General features: G+C 46.3%; 21 protein-coding genes and 1 other RNA gene. 3 read left to right on the forward strand and 19 right to left on the reverse strand.

The features are described 5' to 3' along the window. Window positions 1-27 precede the first annotated feature (27 nt). A complete protein-coding gene (locus JFU01_RS08400) occupies window positions 28-1,179 on the reverse strand; it encodes a pyridoxal phosphate-dependent aminotransferase (RefSeq protein WP_198434227.1) in 1,152 nt (383 codons plus the stop codon). A gap of 185 nt (window positions 1,180-1,364) precedes the next feature. On the opposite strand from JFU01_RS08400, the gene JFU01_RS08405 reads away from it, so the two are divergent. Further along, entirely contained in the window at window positions 1,365-2,387 is a 1,023-nt protein-coding gene (locus tag JFU01_RS08405; protein ID WP_195856631.1) for a hypothetical protein, read from the forward strand. 2 nt (window positions 2,388-2,389) lie between these two features. Next, complete coding sequence (locus JFU01_RS08410; protein WP_195856632.1) at window positions 2,390-3,490, forward strand: NAD(P)/FAD-dependent oxidoreductase; 1,101 nt, start codon at window positions 2,390-2,392, stop codon at window positions 3,488-3,490. Window positions 3,491-3,985: 495 nt separating this feature from the next. Here JFU01_RS08410 and mscL read toward each other — a convergent pair whose 3' ends face one another. From mscL to JFU01_RS08440, 6 genes are read right to left on the reverse strand one after another with little or no spacing between them, the layout of a single operon-like run. Beyond that, a complete protein-coding gene (mscL, locus tag JFU01_RS08415) occupies window positions 3,986-4,354 on the reverse strand; it encodes a large conductance mechanosensitive channel protein MscL (protein ID WP_064292603.1) in 369 nt (122 codons plus the stop codon). 29 nt (window positions 4,355-4,383) lie between these two features. Beyond that, entirely contained in the window at window positions 4,384-5,421 is a 1,038-nt protein-coding gene (locus JFU01_RS08420; protein WP_111822314.1) for a YdcF family protein, read from the reverse strand. After that, window positions 5,418-6,320 carry a 16S rRNA (cytidine(1402)-2'-O)-methyltransferase gene (rsmI, locus tag JFU01_RS08425; RefSeq protein ID WP_198434228.1) on the reverse strand — a complete coding sequence of 301 codons (903 nt, stop codon included), beginning with the start codon at window positions 6,318-6,320 and terminating at the stop codon, window positions 5,418-5,420. Before rsmI ends, JFU01_RS08420 begins: the two co-directional genes overlap by 4 nt. 4 nt (window positions 6,321-6,324) lie before the next feature. Continuing rightward, complete coding sequence (locus JFU01_RS08430) at window positions 6,325-6,645, reverse strand: GIY-YIG nuclease family protein (RefSeq protein ID WP_195856634.1); 321 nt, start codon at window positions 6,643-6,645, stop codon at window positions 6,325-6,327. Between the two features lie 19 nt (window positions 6,646-6,664). Beyond that, window positions 6,665-7,408: a tRNA1(Val) (adenine(37)-N6)-methyltransferase gene (locus JFU01_RS08435; protein WP_195856635.1), complete on the reverse strand. Its 744-nt coding sequence runs from the start codon at window positions 7,406-7,408 to the stop codon at window positions 6,665-6,667. A 12-nt stretch (window positions 7,409-7,420) separates the two neighbouring features. Further along, window positions 7,421-7,786: a DNA replication initiation control protein YabA gene (locus JFU01_RS08440; protein ID WP_195856636.1), complete on the reverse strand. Its 366-nt coding sequence runs from the start codon at window positions 7,784-7,786 to the stop codon at window positions 7,421-7,423. 194 nt (window positions 7,787-7,980) lie between these two features. Between JFU01_RS08440 and JFU01_RS08445 the strand changes: the two genes are divergently transcribed. After that, window positions 7,981-8,772 (forward strand): GNAT family N-acetyltransferase, encoded by a 792-nt coding sequence (locus JFU01_RS08445; RefSeq protein ID WP_195856637.1) that lies wholly within the window; start codon window positions 7,981-7,983, stop codon window positions 8,770-8,772. 360 nt (window positions 8,773-9,132) lie between these two features. Here the strand turns inward: JFU01_RS08445 and holB are convergent, their stop codons facing one another. The 12 genes from holB to JFU01_RS08505 all read right to left on the reverse strand — a co-directional run bounded on the left by holB (window position 9,133) and on the right by JFU01_RS08505 (window position 20,886). Then, complete coding sequence (holB, locus tag JFU01_RS08450) at window positions 9,133-10,146, reverse strand: DNA polymerase III subunit delta' (protein ID WP_198434229.1); 1,014 nt, start codon at window positions 10,144-10,146, stop codon at window positions 9,133-9,135. A gap of 17 nt (window positions 10,147-10,163) precedes the next feature. After that, on the reverse strand, window positions 10,164-10,805 hold the full coding sequence (tmk, locus tag JFU01_RS08455; RefSeq protein WP_195856639.1) for a dTMP kinase: 642 nt from the start codon (window positions 10,803-10,805) through the stop codon (window positions 10,164-10,166). A gap of 13 nt (window positions 10,806-10,818) precedes the next feature. Continuing rightward, window positions 10,819-11,415: a recombination mediator RecR gene (gene recR / locus JFU01_RS08460; RefSeq protein ID WP_195856640.1), complete on the reverse strand. Its 597-nt coding sequence runs from the start codon at window positions 11,413-11,415 to the stop codon at window positions 10,819-10,821. A gap of 83 nt (window positions 11,416-11,498) precedes the next feature. Continuing rightward, the gene (locus tag JFU01_RS08465) at window positions 11,499-11,813 is read right to left on the reverse strand and encodes a YbaB/EbfC family nucleoid-associated protein (RefSeq protein WP_060778736.1); all 315 of its coding nucleotides are present in this window, start codon (window positions 11,811-11,813) and stop codon (window positions 11,499-11,501) included. Window positions 11,814-11,837: 24 nt separating this feature from the next. Further along, entirely contained in the window at window positions 11,838-13,733 is a 1,896-nt protein-coding gene (dnaX, locus tag JFU01_RS08470; RefSeq protein WP_268001201.1) for a DNA polymerase III subunit gamma/tau, read from the reverse strand. Window positions 13,734-13,931: 198 nt separating this feature from the next. Then, window positions 13,932-14,018: signal recognition particle sRNA small type (gene ffs / locus JFU01_RS08475), an RNA gene on the reverse strand. Window positions 14,019-14,066: 48 nt separating this feature from the next. Next, window positions 14,067-14,555 (reverse strand): tRNA adenosine(34) deaminase TadA, encoded by a 489-nt coding sequence (gene tadA / locus JFU01_RS08480; RefSeq protein ID WP_195856642.1) that lies wholly within the window; start codon window positions 14,553-14,555, stop codon window positions 14,067-14,069. 111 nt (window positions 14,556-14,666) lie between these two features. After that, window positions 14,667-15,611 carry a 2-dehydropantoate 2-reductase gene (locus JFU01_RS08485; protein WP_195856643.1) on the reverse strand — a complete coding sequence of 315 codons (945 nt, stop codon included), beginning with the start codon at window positions 15,609-15,611 and terminating at the stop codon, window positions 14,667-14,669. Between the two features lie 743 nt (window positions 15,612-16,354). Continuing rightward, window positions 16,355-16,567 (reverse strand): hypothetical protein, encoded by a 213-nt coding sequence (locus JFU01_RS08490; protein ID WP_013669259.1) that lies wholly within the window; start codon window positions 16,565-16,567, stop codon window positions 16,355-16,357. Window positions 16,568-16,634: 67 nt separating this feature from the next. Further along, window positions 16,635-19,154, reverse strand: coding sequence for an ATP-dependent Clp protease ATP-binding subunit (locus JFU01_RS08495; RefSeq protein ID WP_195856644.1), 2,520 nt, complete (start codon window positions 19,152-19,154; stop codon window positions 16,635-16,637). Between the two features lie 30 nt (window positions 19,155-19,184). Then, the gene (locus JFU01_RS08500) at window positions 19,185-19,643 is read right to left on the reverse strand and encodes a CtsR family transcriptional regulator (protein WP_070558214.1); all 459 of its coding nucleotides are present in this window, start codon (window positions 19,641-19,643) and stop codon (window positions 19,185-19,187) included. A gap of 118 nt (window positions 19,644-19,761) precedes the next feature. Next, the gene (locus tag JFU01_RS08505; protein WP_181566094.1) at window positions 19,762-20,886 is read right to left on the reverse strand and encodes a cation diffusion facilitator family transporter; all 1,125 of its coding nucleotides are present in this window, start codon (window positions 20,884-20,886) and stop codon (window positions 19,762-19,764) included. Between the last annotated feature and the right edge of the window lie 194 nt (window positions 20,887-21,080).

A 21,080-nucleotide genomic window follows, 5' to 3' on the forward strand; every position in this document is an offset into this window, starting at 1 on the left:
ATTGGTTTCTTAGATTCTAAAAAAGTTCTAAGCCAATTGATCAACGAAGTTCTTTAAACGTTTGAGACCTTCTTGGATAGATTCGTAAGAAGAGGCATAGGAGAAGCGGACATAGCCTTTACCGGCATTACCGAAGGCAAATCCTGGAATCACCCCTACCTTGGCCTTATGGGCTAGGTCAAGGGCAAATTGTTTGTCATCACCATTATATGATTCTGGTGCCTTGATAAAGATATAGAAGGCTCCAGCTGGGTGAACAAATTCTAAACCGATCTTAGGTAATTCTTCTAAGAGCAGGTCGCGGCGACTCTTAAATTTATCACGGGCTTCCACGACAAAGTCATCACACTCATTATAAGCAGCGATGGCCCCGTGTTGATCAGGGGTAGACACGCTGGTAACCATGGTTTGGTGGGAAACCAAGCCTTGGGTCACATAGCCATCAGGCATGTGGATGAAACCAATCCGAAGTCCGGTCATGGCGTAACTCTTGGAAGGACCATTGAGGTAGATGGTTTGGTTGGGGATTTCATTGTAGATGGAATAATGGTCTTGGTCATAGATCATGTCTGAATAAATTTCATCACTAATGACAAAGACATCATAGCGCTTAATCACTTCGGCTAATTCACGAATTTCATCCTTGGTATAGGTATTCCCAATCGGATTATTGGGGTAGTTTAGGAGGACTAAACGCGTCTCTGGGTTAGCATCCAAGCTCCGTTCCAAAGCCTTAGGGGTTAACTTGAAGTCGGTTTGGCTGGTATCTAAGGTTACCAATTCTGCCCCTGCAATCGCTGCTGTCATTTCATAAAGGCCAAAGAAAGGAGAAGGAACAATAATTTTATCGCCTTCATTAATGAAAACATCCATAGCGATCTTTACAGCTTCGGTGACACCATTGGTAATAATCACATTATCAGCTTTTAAATCAAGATCTTGGGTACGCTTAAAATAAGCAACGATAGCCTCGACCAATTCTCCAAGCCCCTTAGCTGATGCATAGTGGGTCTTATTTTCATCTAAAGCCTTTTTGATGGCGTCTTTAACCGTTTCAGGAGCGTTAAGATCAGGTTCCCCGATTGTAAAAGGTAGTAAACCATCAATTTGGGCAAAAGTTTCAGCAAACTCGCGAATAATGGAGGGGGCTGTATTTAAGTAACGATGATTAATTTTCACAAAAAATCCTTCCTTTCCTTTAGAAAACACAATAATTATAAATTTTTATTGATTATTATAGCATAGAAAATATGAAGTGGCGGAAAATATAAAAATTCGTCGCTATAGTTGAGGAGTAGCTATTTTGACTGACTTCCTTTAAAATATAGCTAATAATGATGCTTGTAAATAAAGGAGTAATACACGTGTTTGAAACCAGTGAAGAAAAAGCAGCGCTAAAAAAAGAAAAAGACCAAGCTAGAAAGGTCTACCACAGCAATCAAAATCGGGCTAAAGACCTCGACCAACCTTGGCGGCAGTACTTCTTCCAATGCCAGGCCTATCTCTACACCCACGCCGAACCCCAACTCACTATCGATGAAGACCTGAGCCAACTCCTTGACCGTTTGGAAGGAGCCCAAACCCGCCATCTCTTGCCCAAGTACCTCTTCCCTAATGACGCCGAGGCTTATGCCCGCAAGATAATCAGAAAACACCACTTAGTCACTATCCATGACCAACCCCACACCCTGACTAAGTACCTGTTACTCTTTCTAGTCATTTCTTATGGCTTTTACGCCCTCTTAATCTTTTTCCAAGGGTTCAATGCCTATCATTCTTGGGGACAGGCTTTAAATATGCCCCTGCCCCTAAGCGTCCTGGGCCTTTTATTGGAACTTTTACTCTCCATCATGTTTATCTTTTTTGTGTTTCAATTTACTCGGTCCAGTGACTACGGAGACGCTTGGAATGAAGGCTATAATTGGGTCTACTTAATCATTATTACCATCATTCTCCTCCTCATTGGCTTGGTTCCTTATTTTTCCTTACTTTACCAAGTCTTAGTCATCAAGCTCCCCATTTGGTTGGTCTTCCTCCTTATCCTGACTGTCAGTGGCTACCTAGTCTATGACCAGGCCTTGACGAGCCCAGAGAAGGACAAGCAAGAGCTGGATGATGACCAGGAAGAAGAAAGCGATGATGATGTCCGTCTGGCTAAGGGACACGCCCATGACTTAGAGGCTGATGACCTTGAAAATGAGGAAGACAGCACTAATCGAACAGGAATTTGGGAAACCTTACTCTTCAATACCCCGCTCATCAGCCGGGCTTCCTACCGGTCGCAAAAGAAAAAACGGGCCAAGGCTGAGAAAGAAGCCAAGCTCAAGGCCGCCCGCCAAGCAAAACATGACCAAGACAATGACGAGGATAAGAAAGGGGAAGATTAAGAATGAAAATAGCCATCATCGGTGGAGGAATTGTCGGTTCGGTAACCGCCTTCTATCTCAGCCAGACTGACCACCAAGTCACCCTCTACGATAGCGGGATCGGCCAGGCCACTAAGGCAGCAGCCGGTATTATCTGTCCCTGGTTCTCCAAGCGTCGCAATAAGCCTTGGTACCGGATGGCCAATGCCGGGGCCCATTTTTACCCTCAATTGATCGCAGACTTAGCCCAAGCCGGCATCACTTCAAGGGCCTACCAAAAACGGACCACCTGGCTTTTGAAAAAGCGAGAAAAAATGATTGACGAACTCATGGCCATTGCCAACCGCCGTAAGGAAAACGCCCCCCTGATCGGTCAAATCCGGCGCCTAAAGCCTAGCCAGGCCCAAGCAGCCCTAGCCCCTTGGACCTATGACCAGGACCTGATTCAAATTGATTCTGGTGCGGCCGTCATTGACGGCGAATTATTCTGCCAGGAACTCCTTAGCGCTGCCCAAGATAAGGGACTTCGTGTCATCCCTGAAGCGGCCACCATTGATGCCATCAGCTCTACGGAGATTAAGATCCAACAGCAGTGCTATGACAAAGTCATTATCGCAGCAGGCGCCTGGCTAGGAGAAATTCTGGCTCCTTACACAGAAAATGTGGATATCCGACCCCAAAAAGGTCAACTCTTGGTCTACGACCACATCAGCCAAGCTGAACAATGGCCCCTGATTATGCCCGAAGGCCAAGCGGACATTATCCCCCACCAAGGTCAACGCCTCTTCTTAGGAGCTACCCATGAAAATGACCAAGGCTTTGACCTAAGTCCCAACCTCCAAGCCTTAGAAGAAATTATGACAACAGCTCAGGACTTACTACCTGCCATCGATTTCTCTGACCACCAAGCTATTAAGGTCGGCACCCGAGCCTATACCAGCGACTTTGCCCCCTTTTACGGGTCCCTGCCCAAGTATGACCATATTTATGTGGCTTCTGGCCTGGGCTCAAGCGGCTTAACCACCGGCCCGATTATCGGCCACGAACTCGCCGCCATGGTCACAGGCAGCGACTTACAGCTCGACCCTCAGGACTACCCGGTCGGTGACTACATAACTTTTTAAATAAATACTCTTACCAAATAATATCATTGAGCATTCGTTATGCTTTTGAAATTCCGTCGTTAAAAAGCCATGGCACCGGTTCGGGCCTAGGTCCCTCACCTAGCGAGCCTCAAATATCTCGTACGGCTGACGCCTACGATATATAATTCGCATCTAGTCGGGTTCGATCTGGCAGCTTTCGTGTCACTTCACAAGTCCCCACTGCAGTCACATAGACTGCTTTGGTGACTTGTTCCAGTGAACGAAAGCTAAGTACCAGCCCTCACACCCTAGTGCTTGCTAGTTCATGGCTAACGACTCATTTCACAGCGCCACTACTGCTCAAAACTATATAAAATAGATTTTCACCTTAAGCGATTCACCCACTATAAAAATAAAAGAAGACTATAAAACAAAATATAAAACAAAAAGCGAAACTAGCCATTGGACTAGCTTCGCTTTTTATTTGCCTACAATAGAATGGATGGATCGCTTCCCGTCTGGAGTCCTTAGCTTCTATTTGTTCTTTAATAAATCACGGATTTCTGTTAATAGGACTTCTTCATTACTTGGCTTAGCTTCTTCAACTTTCTTTTCTTCATGTTTGAAGTGGCTAAAAGCCTTAACAATAAAGAATAGAACCAGGGCAATTAATAAGAAAGAAATAATAGCGTTAACAAAGTTCCCCACACCAAATGTAGCTCCGGCAACTTCAATACTATAAGCTGACAAGTCGATATTGCCTAAAATAATCCCTAATAATGGAGTTAGAATATCTTTAACCAGGGAGTTCACAATGGCAGTGAAGGCAGTCCCCATAACAACCCCGACAGCTAATTCAATCACATTACCCTTAGCGATAAAATCTTTAAATTCTTGTAGCATATCAATAGCTCCTCTCTTAGTAAAACCTGTTAATCAAAATGAATATAGTTGAGCCAACCAATCCCAAACATAACCACCGTCATTAATAAATGCAGCTTGCGGTGCATAAATAAGATGGCAACGAATTCTCGAATCCCATGTTTAAAGCTTTCCCTTAGGGTGGTTTTGGCCCCAAATCCGGTGACTTGGTAGAGTCCTTCCAGGTTGGCATAGAGTTGACTGCGGTAAAGGTGGAAAGCACTGGTAATAAAAGCAATATGGGCACTCTTGACGGGTTGGATCCTCTCGATCAGTTGCTTACTGTAGGCAAAGTTACCATGGGTATTGGTGGCTTGGTCTTCTCGCCAAATCTTTTCCTCGGGGATGCCCTGGGCTTTCAAATACTGGGCCATGACATCAGCTTCCGAACAGTCACTATTTGCTACTGTGGCTGCTCCAGAAACAATGAGAATAGGAATGTGGTGGTAGAGAAACTTCTGACGTCCCACATAGGCTAAACAGGCATCCAAGCGTAGCTTTAGCATCTGAGACACCGTGTTATCACTATTAAATAGACAGCCCAAGATAATAATATAATCCTGCTTGCGGTCATCCTCAATCAACCAGAGTCTTAGAGAATTGACCAGGAAATTAATCAAGAGTAAGACATAGTAAGCAACCACAAAGTCTAAAATATGCAGCCAATGCTTATCCGCCATCAATTCTGGGTTGAAGCGAACGTAATAATGCACAAGGCCCACCAGAATTAAGAAAACCGCCAGACTCAGTCCAATCACCAGCTGGAGATAATTATGTTCTTCTTGAAAGAGGGATAAGGCATAGGTAAACATGGCTAGTCCAAAAATCAGCAGTAAGGAAGGGGCAATGTAATTCACAAAAACCTCTATCCCATGAAAGATGAAGGACAGCCACTGGGATTCCGCAAAGTTGGGGTCCTTACCCATGGCGTAAAAAAGGATAATAAGTCCCAGACTAGCAATCCAGGAGTCCCACAAATTACGCGGGGCCAGGATAAAGAGTAATAAAGCGATGGCAAGAAGTAAGCCACCTCCTAGGTAGAAAATCATGGGGCCTCCCCACCGATTTCATGGTAGGCTTGGTAAACTTCTTGCTTCTTTAAACCTTTATTCTTAGCCACTTTCTTAATGGCTTCCTTAGAGGAGAGTTTTTCTTCTTCCATCCACCACTCGACTTGGCCTTTGAGGGGCAGGTGGTCAATCCCTGCCTGGAGCTGTTCCGCCGCTGACTTGGGATGGGGGTTACCCTCAATATAGAAACAAATTTCCCCCTTGACGATGGGATTTTCCTGGTAATAAGCACGCAATTCCGCCAAAGATCCCCGATTAAATTCCTCATAGGACTTGGTCAATTCCCGGACTACGCAAGCTGGCCGGTCAGGGCCAAAAACCTCAATAGCCGTCTCAATAGTCTGGCTGATCCGATAGGGAGACTCATAGATCATTAGGGTTTCCCCAGCATTTTGGTAGCCCCTTAATTGCTGGCGGCGGTCCTTTGCCTTCTTAGGCAAGAAACCGATAAAGGTAAAAGCTTCACTATTTAAGCCACTGGCAATCAATCCGGTCAAAGCCGCATTGGCGCCTGGTAAGGGGATCACCCGAATACCCGCTTTGAGACAGGCCTGGACCAGTTCGCTACCTGGGTCCGAGATCACAGGCATACCGGCATCACTGACTTGAGCCAGGTCTTTCCCCTTTTCCAAGAGGGAAAGAATTTCAGGGATGCGCTCCTGGGTATTGTACTTATGAAAGCTTTTTTGCGGCTTATCAATTTCAAAATGGTTCAATAACTTTTGGGTATGGCGGGTGTCTTCAGCTAGGATCAAGTCCACCGATTGCAAGACTTTGAGGGCCCGAAAGGTCATATCCTCCAGGTTACCAATTGGGGTAGGCACCAGATAAAGATTCCCCTGGGTCGCTTCACTGGCAAAACTTTTTTGTTGTTGCATGGACTCACCTTCTTTCTCTATTGTAGTCATCATTTAAACCGACGCGCTGGCAAGAAATGCCCGGTCGGTAATGAAAGTCACTAACACCGTAAGCCTTTAGACGCTTAATCTTTTCGGCACGGGAAAATTGCTTAAAACGATACTCCGCCTGGGTCGCGGCTTGGCGACTAGAAAAAGCCTTGGCAAAGACCATGGCACAGGGTCGCCGGCTGGCTGGGCGGGTATACTTGGCTCCTTTGCCACTATTATGTTCTTCCTGCCGACGGTCAACATCGGTGGTATAGCCGGTATAGAGACTATCATCGTGACAGAGAAGCACATACATGTAATGGCGAGGCTGCTTATTATCCTTGGTGGAGATAAGCCTTCACTTCTTCCGTATAAACATTGTCCTTAGTATAGACATAGAGAGGAGGAAGGACTTGTAAGCCCTTTTCTTGGCCGTTCTTCATAAAGTCAATTAAGAGGGTGTTGGCCGGCTTATCGGGCTTGGGGTGGACAAAACGCAAGCGCTTGGGAATGAGCCGGTACTTGAGTCCCGCTTGGATCATTTCAGTCAAGCGTTCCGGCCGGTGGACCAAGACTAAGCGCCCTCTTTCCTTGAGTAAGGCTTGGCTCTGCTTGAAAATATCTTCCAAGGTCATGGCGATTTCATGACGGGCCAGGGCCTTTTTATCGTTGGGATTAATCCAAGAGTCCGGGTAGACCTTAAAATAAGGCGGGTTACAGGTAATCACATTCACCGATTCCGGCTTGACCAGGCTAGTGGCGGATTTGATATTGCCGGTATGGATAGTGATTTGCTCTTCTAAATGATTTAAGGCCACCGACCGTCTAGCCATATCAGCTAGTTCGGGCTGGATTTCAATGGCTTCGATGGGTGCATCGGTCATGGCCGATAAGATCAAAGGGATGGCCCCATTACCAGAGCAGAAGTCGACAATTTTTTGCTTTTTGGTCTTTCTCACCCGGGCAAAGTAGGCTAAAAACAAGGCGTCTGTCGACAAGGAAAAAGTATCATCACTTTGGATGATCTCCCGGTCAAATTGGCTTAATTGATCAATGCGCTCATTGGCTAATAGCGTCATCCAATCCCCTTCCTAACGCTTACCTTCCATGCCATAAAGAATATCTAAGCAAAACATACATTGCTCAGCATTTTCTCGTCTTTGGCCATAGGAAATATTACATATATGAAAGCCATCTTCATAAATATTTAAGAGGTTCTGTAAGGCAGGAGAGCGTTGTCCGTCCTTTTCTTGGGGAGCAGCCTCCTTCTCTTCCGGCTGGTCATTGGCTAATAATTGGTTGACCCGTTCTCTTAAATAATGGTTTTCCATCTGTAGGTCTTGATTTTTGATTAATTCTTTACCCCACTCATCGATAATTGTCTCTAGTTCGGTCTGCATTTGGCCCAGTTGCTCGCTGAGGGTATTGAGGCGAGTGACAATATCTCTTGTCTCCATACTATCATTCCTTATTACATATTCTGATAGACCATTAAACTCAAAACCTATTTTATCATAATTCTATTTTTTTCGATGGCAGAGACTGAAGTTTTTTATGGCTTTTTAAAGGCAGGAAAAAATCGAGCCACTCGTATTCTCATTCGGGCTTTTTTCCAGTAGACTAAGGATAAAATCAGCAAGAAGGAGCAAGTATGTTAGACTTTAATGCCACTTACCATTGGATCAGTCACTATGAGGATAATGAACTCTACCAAATCTACGCCAATCAAGCGGCCCGCCATGTCCCGCTCAGTAACTTCATGGCCCTCGATTTTAACCCAGGCCTGGACGAGTGGTTGATCCTGGAGGAACAATATATGGATTACGCCAGTGAATTTGACCTGCCAGAAATCAATATCCACTTGCCCATGAACCAAGGGGTTGATGATGAGCTCTATGCCTATCTCTCTGAAGCGGGCTACCAGTTAGCCATCACTGAGCTGGTCAGTCTCGAAAACTACCAATGCCCCCAAAATAAAAGACAGTCCGCTCAACTTGAGCTCGAAGAAATTAAGTCCGACAGCCTCCCCGCCTTTCTAGCCTTCCAGGCCTACTATGACAAGGACTATGGCTTGCCCTACCAAGAGGAAATGCAGGGCTACTACCGAGAAGCCTTCCTTAAGGACAATATTCACCAGGTCGCCGTCTTTGACCAAGGGCAAGTCATCGCCGCTATGCAAGTGATCCTTTCCCGCTACTACCTAGAGATTGACCACCTAACTGTAAGAAAGGACTGGCAGAAACAAGAAATTGGGCGCTGGCTGGTCGATTGGGCCTATAACCAGGCTCAGCAGGCTGACAAGAAACTGATCTTAATCTGTGACGCGGATAGCCCCGCCCGGCAATTCTATGACCACTTAGGTTTTATAGGTTTGGGATTTGAATTAGCCTTCTCCCGAAAGATTGACCAGGACTTTAAAGAGCAATTTTATTATCAAGACTAGGTTATTTTGTTATTTATGAGCATTCGTTCTGCTTTTGAAATTTGGGCCTTTAAGTGCCATGGCACCGGCTCGAGCACGAAGTCTCTCGCCTAGGGAGACTCAAACGGCTCGTATGGCTGACGCCGACGATCCAGCTACGCATACTGAATCCGTAACTCGCTTTGCTTCGAACGGCTTCAGCATAATTCACATCGCTTGCTTGGTCATGGCTAAGGGCCAACTTTCAAAGCGCCACTACTGCTCAACAATTTCTATCACAATAATTTTATTCAATATCCAGTCCTCAAAAAGAAGAAAGATCCTATACAAAAAGTGCTTCTGGCAAATTTTCCAACTTGCCAGGAGCACTTTTTCTTTGCTTTATAGGTATTTTTTCTCTAAGTTCCAGGCTTCTAGGACAAAGTATTCCAAGCTGGCCTGGGGACTGACATTTTGCTTGATCATTTTTTGCGCCTTGGTCACTAATTTTAGCAGGTCAAGGAATAAGCCCTCTGGGTAGGCCTGGTATTTGGCTTGGCGGTTGGTCTTCAGATCGGGGCGGACGAGAACCTGGTCTAGGGTTTCCTGATCACTTTGACTCTTAATTAAGAGACAATCCCTGAGTAAAAGGGTCAAGAGCTGCAAGAGGAGCTGGTTGTCCTGGCGGCTGCGAGAGAGCTTCATCCAATCGGTGGCTACCATGGTAAAGGCGCGCCCGTCTCTAGCCACAATGAGCTGGAGCCACTGGTCGAGTCGCTGGCACTGGTCATGGAAGACCTGGTTGTCATTTAGAGCCAAGGCACTATCCAGGTCCGTCGTCAACCAGGCAATGATTTGGGCCTGGGCTTTGCCAATCCCATGATCAACAAAGAGACGGACGGCTTGGTCAACCGCTAGGGAGGGGAAATGGATCACCTGACAGCGGGACTGGACAGTTGGTAAGATCGCCTCCCGATTATTGGTCAAGAGGAAGATGTAGACATCTTGGTGGGGTTCTTCCAGAAATTTTAACAAGGAATTGGCCGCTTGCACGGTCATGGTTTCGGCTGCCTCAATCACAAAGACCTTGACCCGACCTTCTAAACCGGTCAGGGATAGATTGTGCTTGAGCTCACGGATTTGGTCAATTTTAATACTGTTAGCGTCCTTGGTCAGCCATTCCACATCACTATGGTCCCCCCGGATCACCCGCTGGCAATGGTCACACTGACCACAGGGCTTGTCTTCTTGACTGCAAAATAAAGCCGCCGCCAAGAAAATGGCCATATCGGCTTGACCAGACCCGGCATTACCCTCAAATAAATAGGCATGGGCTAGACGGCCATTCTGGATGACTTGGCGCATCAGCTGGGCCAGTTGGCTTTGTTTTTCTTCAATGGCAAAGGCTTGCGTCATTAGGGCTGTCCTTTCTACTAAGAAAAATATTGGGGAAAACGTTGGCGGATCAACTCATAAGCGGTCGCTTGCATGACCTCAGCGGGTTGGCTAGCATCAATGGGGACAATCCGGTCTGGGTTTTCTTTCAAGAGGTCTTGGTAGCCTTGGACGACCCGGCGGTGAAAGGCGATGGATTCTTGGTCCAAGCGGTTAATTTCATTAGTCCGGCCGGCTTCAATCCGGGCAATGCCCTCCTCAGCAGAAATATCACAGTAGAGAGTTAAATCGGGGAGTAAGCCGTCGATCGCAAATTCATTGATCAACTGGACAGCTTGGCCCCCAAGTTCTCGGCCATAACCTTGGTAGGCAATGGAACTATCCACATAGCGGTCACAGAGGACCATGTTCCCGGCGGCTAGGGCAGGACGGATCTTTTGGGCCAGGTGCTGGGCACGACTCGCCGCATAGAGTAAGGCCTCTGACCGAGCATCGAGTTCAGTATTAGCTGGAGAGAGGATAATGTCACGAATTTCTTCAGCGATCCGGTCTCCCCCCGGCTCCCTAGAAAAAATCGGAGCCTGTTTTAAATCTTGGTCCAAACGAGCCTTGAGACCCTTGATTAGGGTAGTCTTTCCTGATCCATCCGGTCCTTCAAAGCTGATAAATACACCTGGCATCCTAATCCTCCTCTTAGAGTTCCTGACGGCCATCAAGGGCCCGCATCAGGGTCATCTCATCCGCATATTCAATGTCACTACCCACTGATAGGCCATAAGCAATCCGACTGACCTTGATTTGGGCGGGCTTGATTAACCGGGCCAGATAGGTAGCCGTCGCCTCTCCTTCAGCGGTCGCATTAGTAGCAATAATTACTTCTTGGATCTGGGTATCCTGCAGACGTTGCAGAAGCGAGCGGATATTTAAGTCATCCGGTCCGGTACCATCCATAGGCGAGAGGACGCCATGAAGGACATGATACTTGCCGTGGTAGTTTTGCGTTCTTTCCATGGCCATCACGTCACGGGCCTCTTCAACCACCATCAGCACCGACCCTTCCCGGTCATTATCCCGGCAGATTAAACACGGATCTTCCTGGGTCACATTACCGCAGACCGAACAGGTAGTCATTTCCTGCTTGACCCGGTTCAAGGCCTCAGCAAAGTCGTTCACATCGGCCTGGTCCATATCCAGGACAAAAAAAGCTAAACGGGCCGCTGTTTTGGCTCCAATCCCGGGTAATTTCTTGAAGCTATCGATCAAGCGCGCGATCGGTTCGGGATATTGCATGGTTTCAACTCCTTCTATATAAAAAAGTGGGAAAATCTTCAGACTGCTTGGGCCTGAGCTTCCCCACTCCTTAAAGCAAGTGCCTAGAAGCCGGGAAAGCCTTTAGAAAGGTTTCCCATATTCGATTCTTGAGCACTATCCACCTTGCTTAAACCGTCATTGACTGCCGCAATGAGGAGGTCACTAAGCATATCAGGGTCTTCAGGATCAATCACTGCTGGATCCATTTCGATGGCCTTAACCCGGCGGTCGCCGCCTACCTTGGCTTTAATCATGCCTGAAGGTTCCTTGCCTTCAAAGACTTGTTTTTCCAAGTCCTTTTGGGATTCTTCTAATTTTGCTTGCATTTTTTTTGCTTCTTTGAGCATTTTTTGCATGTTCATCATATTGTTTGCCATTTGATTTCCTCTTTCCTTCTTTAATTAATCATTGCTGAGGGTAACATTATCATTATCCGCCCCAAAAAGATCAGCCATGGTTTGGGTAAGCGGATCTTGAGCTTGCTGGTCTTCCTGTGATAGCCAAGCTGAAGCGGACTCCTCTTGTGGAAGTGGCTGATCAGCTTCCTGGGCCGCAGGAGCTTCAGTTTCTTGGGAAGCGACTGGACTTGTCGGGCTATCGGCTTGGCTGGCATCACTATTTTCTTTTTCGGCTTGGGACTGGATCAGTTCATCCTTACGGCCTTCATGGTAGGCCTTGACATAACGCCCCCGAGCCTCCTGCCATTGCTCACTTGTCATCACCAGCATCCGGCCGGGATGGTTGATTTGATTTTGTAAGTGGTTGGCAACGGTCTCTTGTAATTCTTTATCCTCAAAGACCCTTTGGCAGAAAATCTCATAGTCAAAACTCAAGACAAAAGCCTCAGGGCTGGCAGCGACCGGCTCCGTTTGATGGAGGAGGGCCTGTTGAACGGTAGGAAGAGATTCGACCACCTGAGGCCAAACACTGGTGACCTGGTTGAGATCGGTCTTTGTGGCCTGGCTCAGAGTCTTATAGATAGCTGAATAGGCCGGCTTAAATTGCCCTTGGACCTTTTTCGGTCGCTTGTCACTTGCCGGCTTAGCTTCCTCTTTAGCAGGGGATGGGCTTGCCGGAGAAGGGCCTTGCCCCCCTTTTACTTGGGCGATTGCTTGCTTTAGGGTTTGGACTTCTTGCTTTAATTGGGCCAATTGCTGAGATTCCCCATCACTTGGAGCCTGCATAGTCGCTCTATAGGAATCGCTATCCCCTGCAGGTAAGTCGGCCAATTTAATGGTAGCCACTTCTAAATAAATATCGCCTTGGATAGCAAAACGGATATCTTCTTGGACCGAGCGAAATTCCTTCATCATTTGGTAAATCAAATCGCGGTCTAAGTTCTTGGCCAAGTCATAGAAAGACTGGTCATAGTTTTTCATCAGTTCCGTGTCTTTAGCCCCTTGACTTTGCTTAGCTAATAAGAGGTCGCGGGTAAAAAGCAGCATTTCTTCGACAAAACGGCTAGCTTCCCGGCCAGCTTGAAGGATCTGCCTTAGAACGGCCAAGGCTTGGTCAGTATCGCCTTGGCCTAGAGCTTCAACGTAGGCAATTTTTTGCTCATCGCTTAAAATCCCCGTCACTTGCCGGGTCATGGCCGTGGTAATCTCGCCTTGGGAGAAAGAAATCACCTGGTCCAACAAACTCAAGGCATCCCGCATGCCCCCATTGGCATCTTGGGCAATTAATTCCAAGGCCTCAGCTTCATAAGTAACCCCTTCTTGACCTAAGATATAGGCCATCCGGTCCTTAATAGCTTGGTTAGACAGCCGCTTAAAGTCAAAACGTTGGGTCCGGGAAATCACTGTCGCCGGAATTTTATGGGCTTCAGTTGTCGCTAAGATGAAGATGACCCGGCTGGGTGGCTCTTCCAAGGTTTTTAACAGGGCATTAAAGGCCCCGGTTGAGAGCATGTGGACTTCATCAATAATGTAGACCTTGTAGTTCGCTTCGGTAGGCGCATAGCGGACCTTGTCACGGATATCACGAATTTCCTCCACCCCATTGTTAGAGGCCGCGTCGATTTCAATCACATCTGCCAAGCGACCTTCAGTAATGGCCTGACAGAGGTGACATTCATTACAAGGCTCACCATCATTCTGATTAGGGCAGTTAATCGCCTTAGCAAAAATTTTGGCAGCACTGGTCTTTCCAGTTCCCCGTGGCCCATTAAACAAATAGGCATGGCTGGTCTTATCTTGATTGATGGCGTTCTTCAAAGTCCTTGAAACCGCTTCTTGGCCGACAATATCAGCAAAGGTCTGCGGCCGCCACTTCCGGTATAAAGCTTGATAACTCATCATGGCCTCCCTTCCTTCATTCTCAACCATTATAACCAAATCCCCCCTAGATATCCACGGATGAGATAAAATAGTTCCCGCTCAGATAAGTAGTCAAAGCCAGTTTTTTAGGCAAGCTCTTAGGGATTAGAGGCAAATTCTTAGTCATTTTTTTGAAAATAAAAAAGTTGGAACTTCTGTCCCAACCTTGAATAAGTGCATAACGTACAACACAAGACAAGCAATGCTTATAGCTGCTTCCTTCCGGATCTGACTCGGTTCACATCCTTGCCTTTGTCGTACGGTCTTTCGACAAAGTATATACTAGCATGTTTTCGACTAAGTTGTCAAACTCTAAGACCTGGGTTTACGGGAAGCGGCTTTGCGACGCTTACGCAGGTCCTTGAAAAAGCTTTTGAGAAGTTGACTGCATTCCTCTCCCCTTAGACCACTAACTAAGTCGACTTGGTGGTTGAGCCTGGGGTCTTGGACCAAGTTCATCAAGGATCCACACGTTCCCGCCTTAGGATCACAGGCCCCAAAGTAAAGGCAACGAATCCGACTCAGGACAATGGCCCCACTGCACATGCTACAAGGCTCTAAAGTGACATAGAGGTCAACGTCATTCAAGCGCCAATTATTTAAGTAGCGGTTGGCCTGACGGATGGCCTGCATTTCGGCGTGGTCAGTCGCATCTTGACTTTGTTCCCGTAAATTATAGCCCCGTCCAATCACCTGGCCCTGGTAGACAGCTACTGCACCAATCGGCACTTCATCTAAGTCCTGGGCCTTCTTGGCCTGGTCAATGGCCGCCTGCATAAAATCATCTGCCCGCTCATCCATGGCTCATCCTCCTTTCCCTTGATTATAAGCAATATTGACTTATCCGTGCAAGTAGGAGTAAATATCCAAGAAAAAAGCCCTTGACGGCAATGGCCAAGAGCTAGGTATTGATTATTTAGCGTCTAGTAATTGTTCTTTGGTATGAACCAGGCTGGTTAAGAATTGGTTGTAAGGGGTTGGTACATTGAGTTTCTTACCCTTTTGAGCCACGGCTCCATTGATATAATCAATTTCAGTCAGGCGCTTATTGGTGATCAAGTCTTGGTACATGGATGGGAAGTGGCCACCAATGGTTTCACGGTTGAAGCATTCGCCCACGTGTTCAATCATTTCATCCAGGTCCATTTCCACACCCTCTGCATTCGCCACGTCAACCACTTCTTTGACTAATTGATTAATGAGGTCGTGGGAAGCTTGGGCGTCTCCCAAGTCAGCCATATTACATTCTAAAATCGTACAGAGGCCGTTCATAGTTGCATTAACGCAAACCTTCTTGTAGATCAGGTAGAAAATTTCTTTTTCATAAACCCCATTCAAACCCACTTCATCGAGTAAAGCCACGATGTCTTTAGCAGCAGCTGCCGCCTCTTCGCTCTTACCCAGGTTAAGGAGGTTAACATAGCCATTACCGAATAATTTCGGACGGCCAGGGCCTTCTAAACCAGCGGTCCACATGGTGTTTCCTAAGACAATTTGTTCATCATCAAAATATTTACGGAGGATATCATCATAGCCAATCCCGTTCATCAGACATAAAACCTTAGTTTGGTCTGTTACAATGGAGCGAGTTGCTTGGATAGCATCCTCCAATTGCATGGCCTTGGTAAAGACAATCAGTAAGTCTGCCTTCAAGTCCGGATCAAAGTCATCAATTGGATAAATATCAATGTCCACTTGGACCTCTTCTCCGTTATAGTTGGCACGGATACCGTGTTCACGAATGGCTTCAATATTTTTATCCCACCCGTCGAGTAAGGTAACATCTTTGCCGGCTTTTTTTAGCATTAACCCAAAACGGGAACCCATACCACCGGCACCTAATATAACAATTTTCATCGTTTTTCCTCCTTCACTGTTTGTCAAATACAATATGTTAAAAATTACTTTTATCTATTGTAGCACGGATCGGGCCATTTAGAAAAAGCTTTTATTAATAATAAAAAATTCTTTATGAAATGCTCTCAATGAGTATTCGTTCTGCTTTTGAATTTTGGTCGTTAAAAAGCCATGGCACCGACTCGAGCGCAAGGTCTCTCGCCTAGCGAGACTCAAAGTCAAAGTGTGACAAAAGTACAAAAGCCCTGAAGAGCTACGCATACTATATCTGTAACTCGCTAACGCTTCGAACAGCTATAGCAACTGGAATAAACGAAGGGAGAGCCTTAGAAAAGGCTCGGACATCGTTTATGAAGTGAACGTCACGGCTTCTTTTGGAACAGATTTGGGCTCGTATGGCTGAGGCCTACGATCCATAATTCGCTACGAGTCGGGTTCGGTCTGAAAGCTTTCGTGTCACTTCACAAGTCCCCGCTGCAGTCTTGTAGACTGCTTTGGTGACTAGCTCCAGTGAACGAAAGCTAAATACCAGCCCTCACACCCTGAATCTTGCTTGTTCATGGCTAACGACCCAACTCAAAGCGCCACTCCTACTCACATCTCTCTACCCAAAAACCATATTCAATTTATGCTCATAAAGAGTAAAATGAAAGAACGCAAGAAAAAAGCGGGATGACCGCGTCATCACCGCTTTAAGTAAAGGATTCACTTTTTAGCTCTTTAAGGCTCTAACTGGTGAGCCTTTAGGCAAAACGTTCTACCCATTCAGGTAAATCCAATTGATCAACTTGTTTTGCTAGACGTTTTCCTTGCTTTTGAGCCTTGTTAGAAACATCGTCCCAAGCCTTGCTTAGGGTTTGATTTTGGTCTTCTTCATACATTGCTAAGGCAACAACGGCTGTAATCGCAGCAGCTGTTCCTAAACCAATTAACACTAATTTTGTTGTCTTGTCCATAGTAACCCTCCTCTTTTTTTAGCTTGTCTTTATCATACACTAAAAGCGATATAAAGTCTTCTTTGGACTATCCTAGGGACAGGCTTTCCTCCACTTTGTCCAGGTCAGCCTGGCTTTCACTGCCGTCGCCATGTTTAGTACGGATGTAGAAAGTACCTTGGCGGCTGCCTACTTGAAGGCTGTCCCCAGCTTGGACCTTTCCTTCAATCAAGAGGTCACTCAGAGCATCTTCAATTTGCCGTTGGATGAGGCGGCGAACGGGCCGGGCGCCCATTTCTGGGTCATAACCGTCCTTAGCCAATTGCTTAATGGCCCCATTGGTAAAGCGCAAGGTCAAGCCTTGTTCTTCCACTTGTTGGCTAATTTGGTCGGTAAATTTGCGGACAATATCCTTCAAGTTGTCTTGACTTAGGGCATGGAAGACAATCACTTCATCCACCCGGTTAAGGAACTCCGGTCTGAAGGTCTTCTTCAAGGCTTCCAAGATCCGCTTCTTCATGGTTTGATAGTCTTTTTGTTGGTTATCTTGACCAAAACCGACCAGTTTTTCATCCCGTAATTCAGTGGCCCCAATATTGGAGGTCATGATGACCACCGTATTTCTAAAGTCCACCATCCGACCCTTACTATCGGTGATATAACCGTCATCAAGGACTTGAAGTAAGAGGTCAAAGACATCGGGATGGGCCTTTTCAATTTCATCAAAGAGGACAATGGAGTAAGGATGTTGACGGATCTTCTCAGTCAATTGTCCCCCTTCTTCATAGCCAATATAACCTGGTGCTGAACCGATCATCCGGCTGGAAGAATATTTCTCCATGTATTCGGACATATCTAGACGAATCAGGGCCTCTTCCGAACCAAAGAGGGTTTCGGCTAAGGTCTTGGCCAATTCGGTTTTCCCAACCCCGGTTGGGCCAAGGAACATAAAGGAACCGATGGGACGGTTTCTTTGTCCCAAACCACTGCGTGAGCGTTTAATCGCCCGGGCCACTGCATTGACCGCTTCATCTTGGCCCTTGACCCGGTCATGGAGGCGGTCTTCTAAGTGGATCAAGCGTTCATTGTCACTTTGACTCAGTTCTTGAACAGGGATGCCGGTCCAAGAATGAATCAAGTTTTGCACGTCTTGACTGGTCAAACTTAAGTCGTAGCTGTCTTGATGGTCCTGGTCGCCTTCGTCTGCTTCCAAGCGACTAAGTTCTCTGACTAGGTTCGCTTGTTGGGCATGGACCGCGGCCGCCTTTTGAAAGGCCTGGTTACGGACATGGTATTCTTTTTCTTGGTTGAGGCGTTTCAATTCCTGTTCGATTTGGTATTTTTTCCGGCGACCACTATTGGCTACTGGATTGTCCAGCCGCTTGGTAGCTGCCGCTTCGTCCATAACATCAATGGCCTTGTCAGGAAGGAAGCGATCTGACAGGTAACGGGAGCTTAAACGCACACAGGTGGTAATGCTCTCATCTGGGATAGCCACTTGGTGGTGTTTTTCATAAGCAGGCCGGATCCCTTTCAAGATTTCTTCCGTCTCCGCTAGGCTAGGTTCTTCAACTAAAATCTTAGCAAAACGTCTTTCCAAGGCGGCATCTTTTTCGATGTATTTTTGATATTCGTTGAGGGTAGTAGCCCCGATCAGTTGAACCTGTCCCCGGCTGAGGGCAGGTTTTAGGAGGTTTGAGGCATCAATGGCCCCTTCAGCTCCCCCAGCCCCTATAATGGTATGGATTTCATCGATAAAGAGAATAATATTACCTTGGTCTTCAATTTCTTCAATTAAATGCTTCATGCGGTCTTCAAATTCACCGCGGTACTTGGTCCCCGCAACTAAAGAGCCGATATCTAAGACCATGAGTCGTTTATCCAGCATGTTTTCTGGGACTTGCTGTTGGCTCATTTGGATGGCTAAGGCTTCGACAATGGCGGTCTTACCGACCCCAGGTTCACCAACCAGGACCGGGTTATTCTTGGTCCGACGGCTTAAGACCTGCATGAGCCGCCGCATTTCTTGCTGGCGACCGATCACAGGGTCCAGCTTGCCGTCCTTAGCGGCTTGGGTCAGGTCCTTAGCAATACTGTCCAAGGTTGGGGTCTTGCTTTTGCTTTGCTTACCCAGCGGCTTTTTGGTCCGGTTTCTAACTGGTTCTTTTTGTCCCAGCATCTGATAGACATCACTGCGCAAACGATTAACATCTATATCGAGATTTTTCAGCAGGCGGTTGGCTAGGGTTTCCTCATTGATGAGGGCGAGTAATAAGTGCTCGGTACCAATTAAGGAAGCTTGCATAGACTTGGCCAAGTCTTTGGCTTGGTTCAAGACGTCTTGCATGCGTGGTGAAAACTGCACATAGTCTTCCTGACTCTTGGCTGAATCGCTGGTCCCATAGCCGGTCACAAATTCAATCTCTTCGCGAAGACTCTCATAACTTGGCAAGTAATCGCTTAAAACGGCATGAGCAACACCTTCACTTTCGCGGTATAAGCCCAAAAGCATATGCTCGCTACCAATGGCTGGATGACGGAAGTATTCAGCTTCTTCTTTGGCAAATCCAATCGCGGTCTTGGCTTTTTCAGTATAGATGTCTTTCATAGTTGTCTCCTTTTCTAATTACCGGAGTAATTAGTGATATTTCAAATGTTCTAGCATGTTCCTAAGTATGACTGCGCGGACACGGTCCGGGGATTTGAAATTAGACATGACTTGCTTGTCAATGGCTGAGTGCATGATGGCCGCCTCGCTCTCGTTGAGCAGTTCATTCTTCATCAAATTGGTGAGAATCGATACAGCATCGCGCAAGGAAATGTCGTTCCCTACTAGGCTAATCATATTATCAATATAGTCCGCATCGTCGATAATATTCAATTTCATAATTCTGATATAGCCACCGCCACCCCGCTTACTTTCGACTTGATAGCCTTGCTTGGGGGTAAAACGCGTATTAATCACATAATTAATCTGTGAAGGCACGCACTCAAAGCGGTCAGCAATTTCACTCCGTCTGATTTCGACCCGTTCAGTATCTTGAAGCACCTCTTTGAGATAGGCTTCAATAATATCTGACATATTCCGGTTGCTCATGTCCTCACCTCCTTCACTAATTATTGACTAACTTTGACTAATATACTTTAATAATAAGCAAAAAAAGGAATGAGGTCAACTATTTAATTCACTAATAGCGACCTCATCAGGCTTTGACCTAGTTATGTTGGCTACTTTCTCTTTGGATAAAGTGGTCAGGATCGTAAACGGTGTCTATGGTTATATGATTTATATTATATTTTGCCACTAAGGAGCGGATTTTTTGTTTGAGGTCTTCTTGTTCATCAGCGGTTAAGCGACAAGTTAGGACGGTGACACTGGCCATATGTTGTTCCCCATCAGTTGACCAGATATGTAAGTGGGACAAACCATCAATATCATCGTCTAAGGCTAAGATTTGTTGACCAATGACTTGGGGGTCGATGCCTTCAGGAACCGCTTGGAGGAAAATCTTAGAAATGTTCAGAAAACGTGGGAAACTTTGGCTGATAATCCAAACCGCAGTCAGAATCGACAAGAGCGGGTCAAGGAAATACCAATTGGTAAAGCGTAAGACCACTGAAAGAATCAAGATGGCTACCCAGCCGAGGACATCTTCTAGGAGGTGGAGGTTGAGTAATTGTTCATTGGCTGACTGACCCTTATGCATCATCCAAGAGCAGTAACCATTTACCACCACTGCGAAAATGGCTACCCAGAACATTCCCGTCACATGAACCGGTTCAGGATTAAAGAGCTTAGGAATCGAAGTAATTAGAATAAAGGCCGATCCGAATAATAGAAAGACTGCTGTAATCAGTCCCCCTAATAAAGAAAAGCGGCGGTAACCGTAGGAATAGCGGTTATCAGCTTCACGGTCAGAAATCTTTTCAAAGAACCAGGCAATAGCAATGGCTAGAACGTCGCCCGAGTCGTGGACCGCATCAGATAGGATGGCCGCACTGTTTAGGGTCCAACCAAAGAAGGCCTCAAAGACCGTAAAGAAGGCATTTAAGATGAGAACTATGCGCATCTTCTTGGCCGTTTCCTGGGTATTCTTAAAACGAAGTTGTTTGGCCTTATCTAATTCCAACTCTGCTGGGTCAAGGGCGACCAGGGAAAACTGTTCAAAGGCTAAAAAGCGACGTAGGTAAAGTAATTCTTCCTGGCGGTGCAAACGGACAATATCCTTGTCCAATTCAATTGCAAAGCCCTTGTCCTGGTTAAGGTCTTGGATTTGATGGGCCAGCCAATCATATTGGCTTTGGCTTTCGATACCGACAATCCTGTAAAGTGTTTCCATGTTTTCACTCTCCTTATAATACCCTATCATATCATCATTTTCTTCCAGCACAAACATTAACTACGCGTGTAGTCCCAAGATTTTAAGTAAATTTAATTAATCGTTAAATAAAGTAGATCCCTATAAAATTAAAGCCAGCAAAGTGAAAAACTCCCCCAAATAAAAAAGACCCTGCCCCAAGTCAGGAACAAGGT

The sequence above is a fragment of the Aerococcus sp. Group 2 genome (assembly GCF_905125285.1).
Taxonomy (GTDB): domain Bacteria; phylum Bacillota; class Bacilli; order Lactobacillales; family Aerococcaceae; genus Aerococcus; species Aerococcus urinae_E.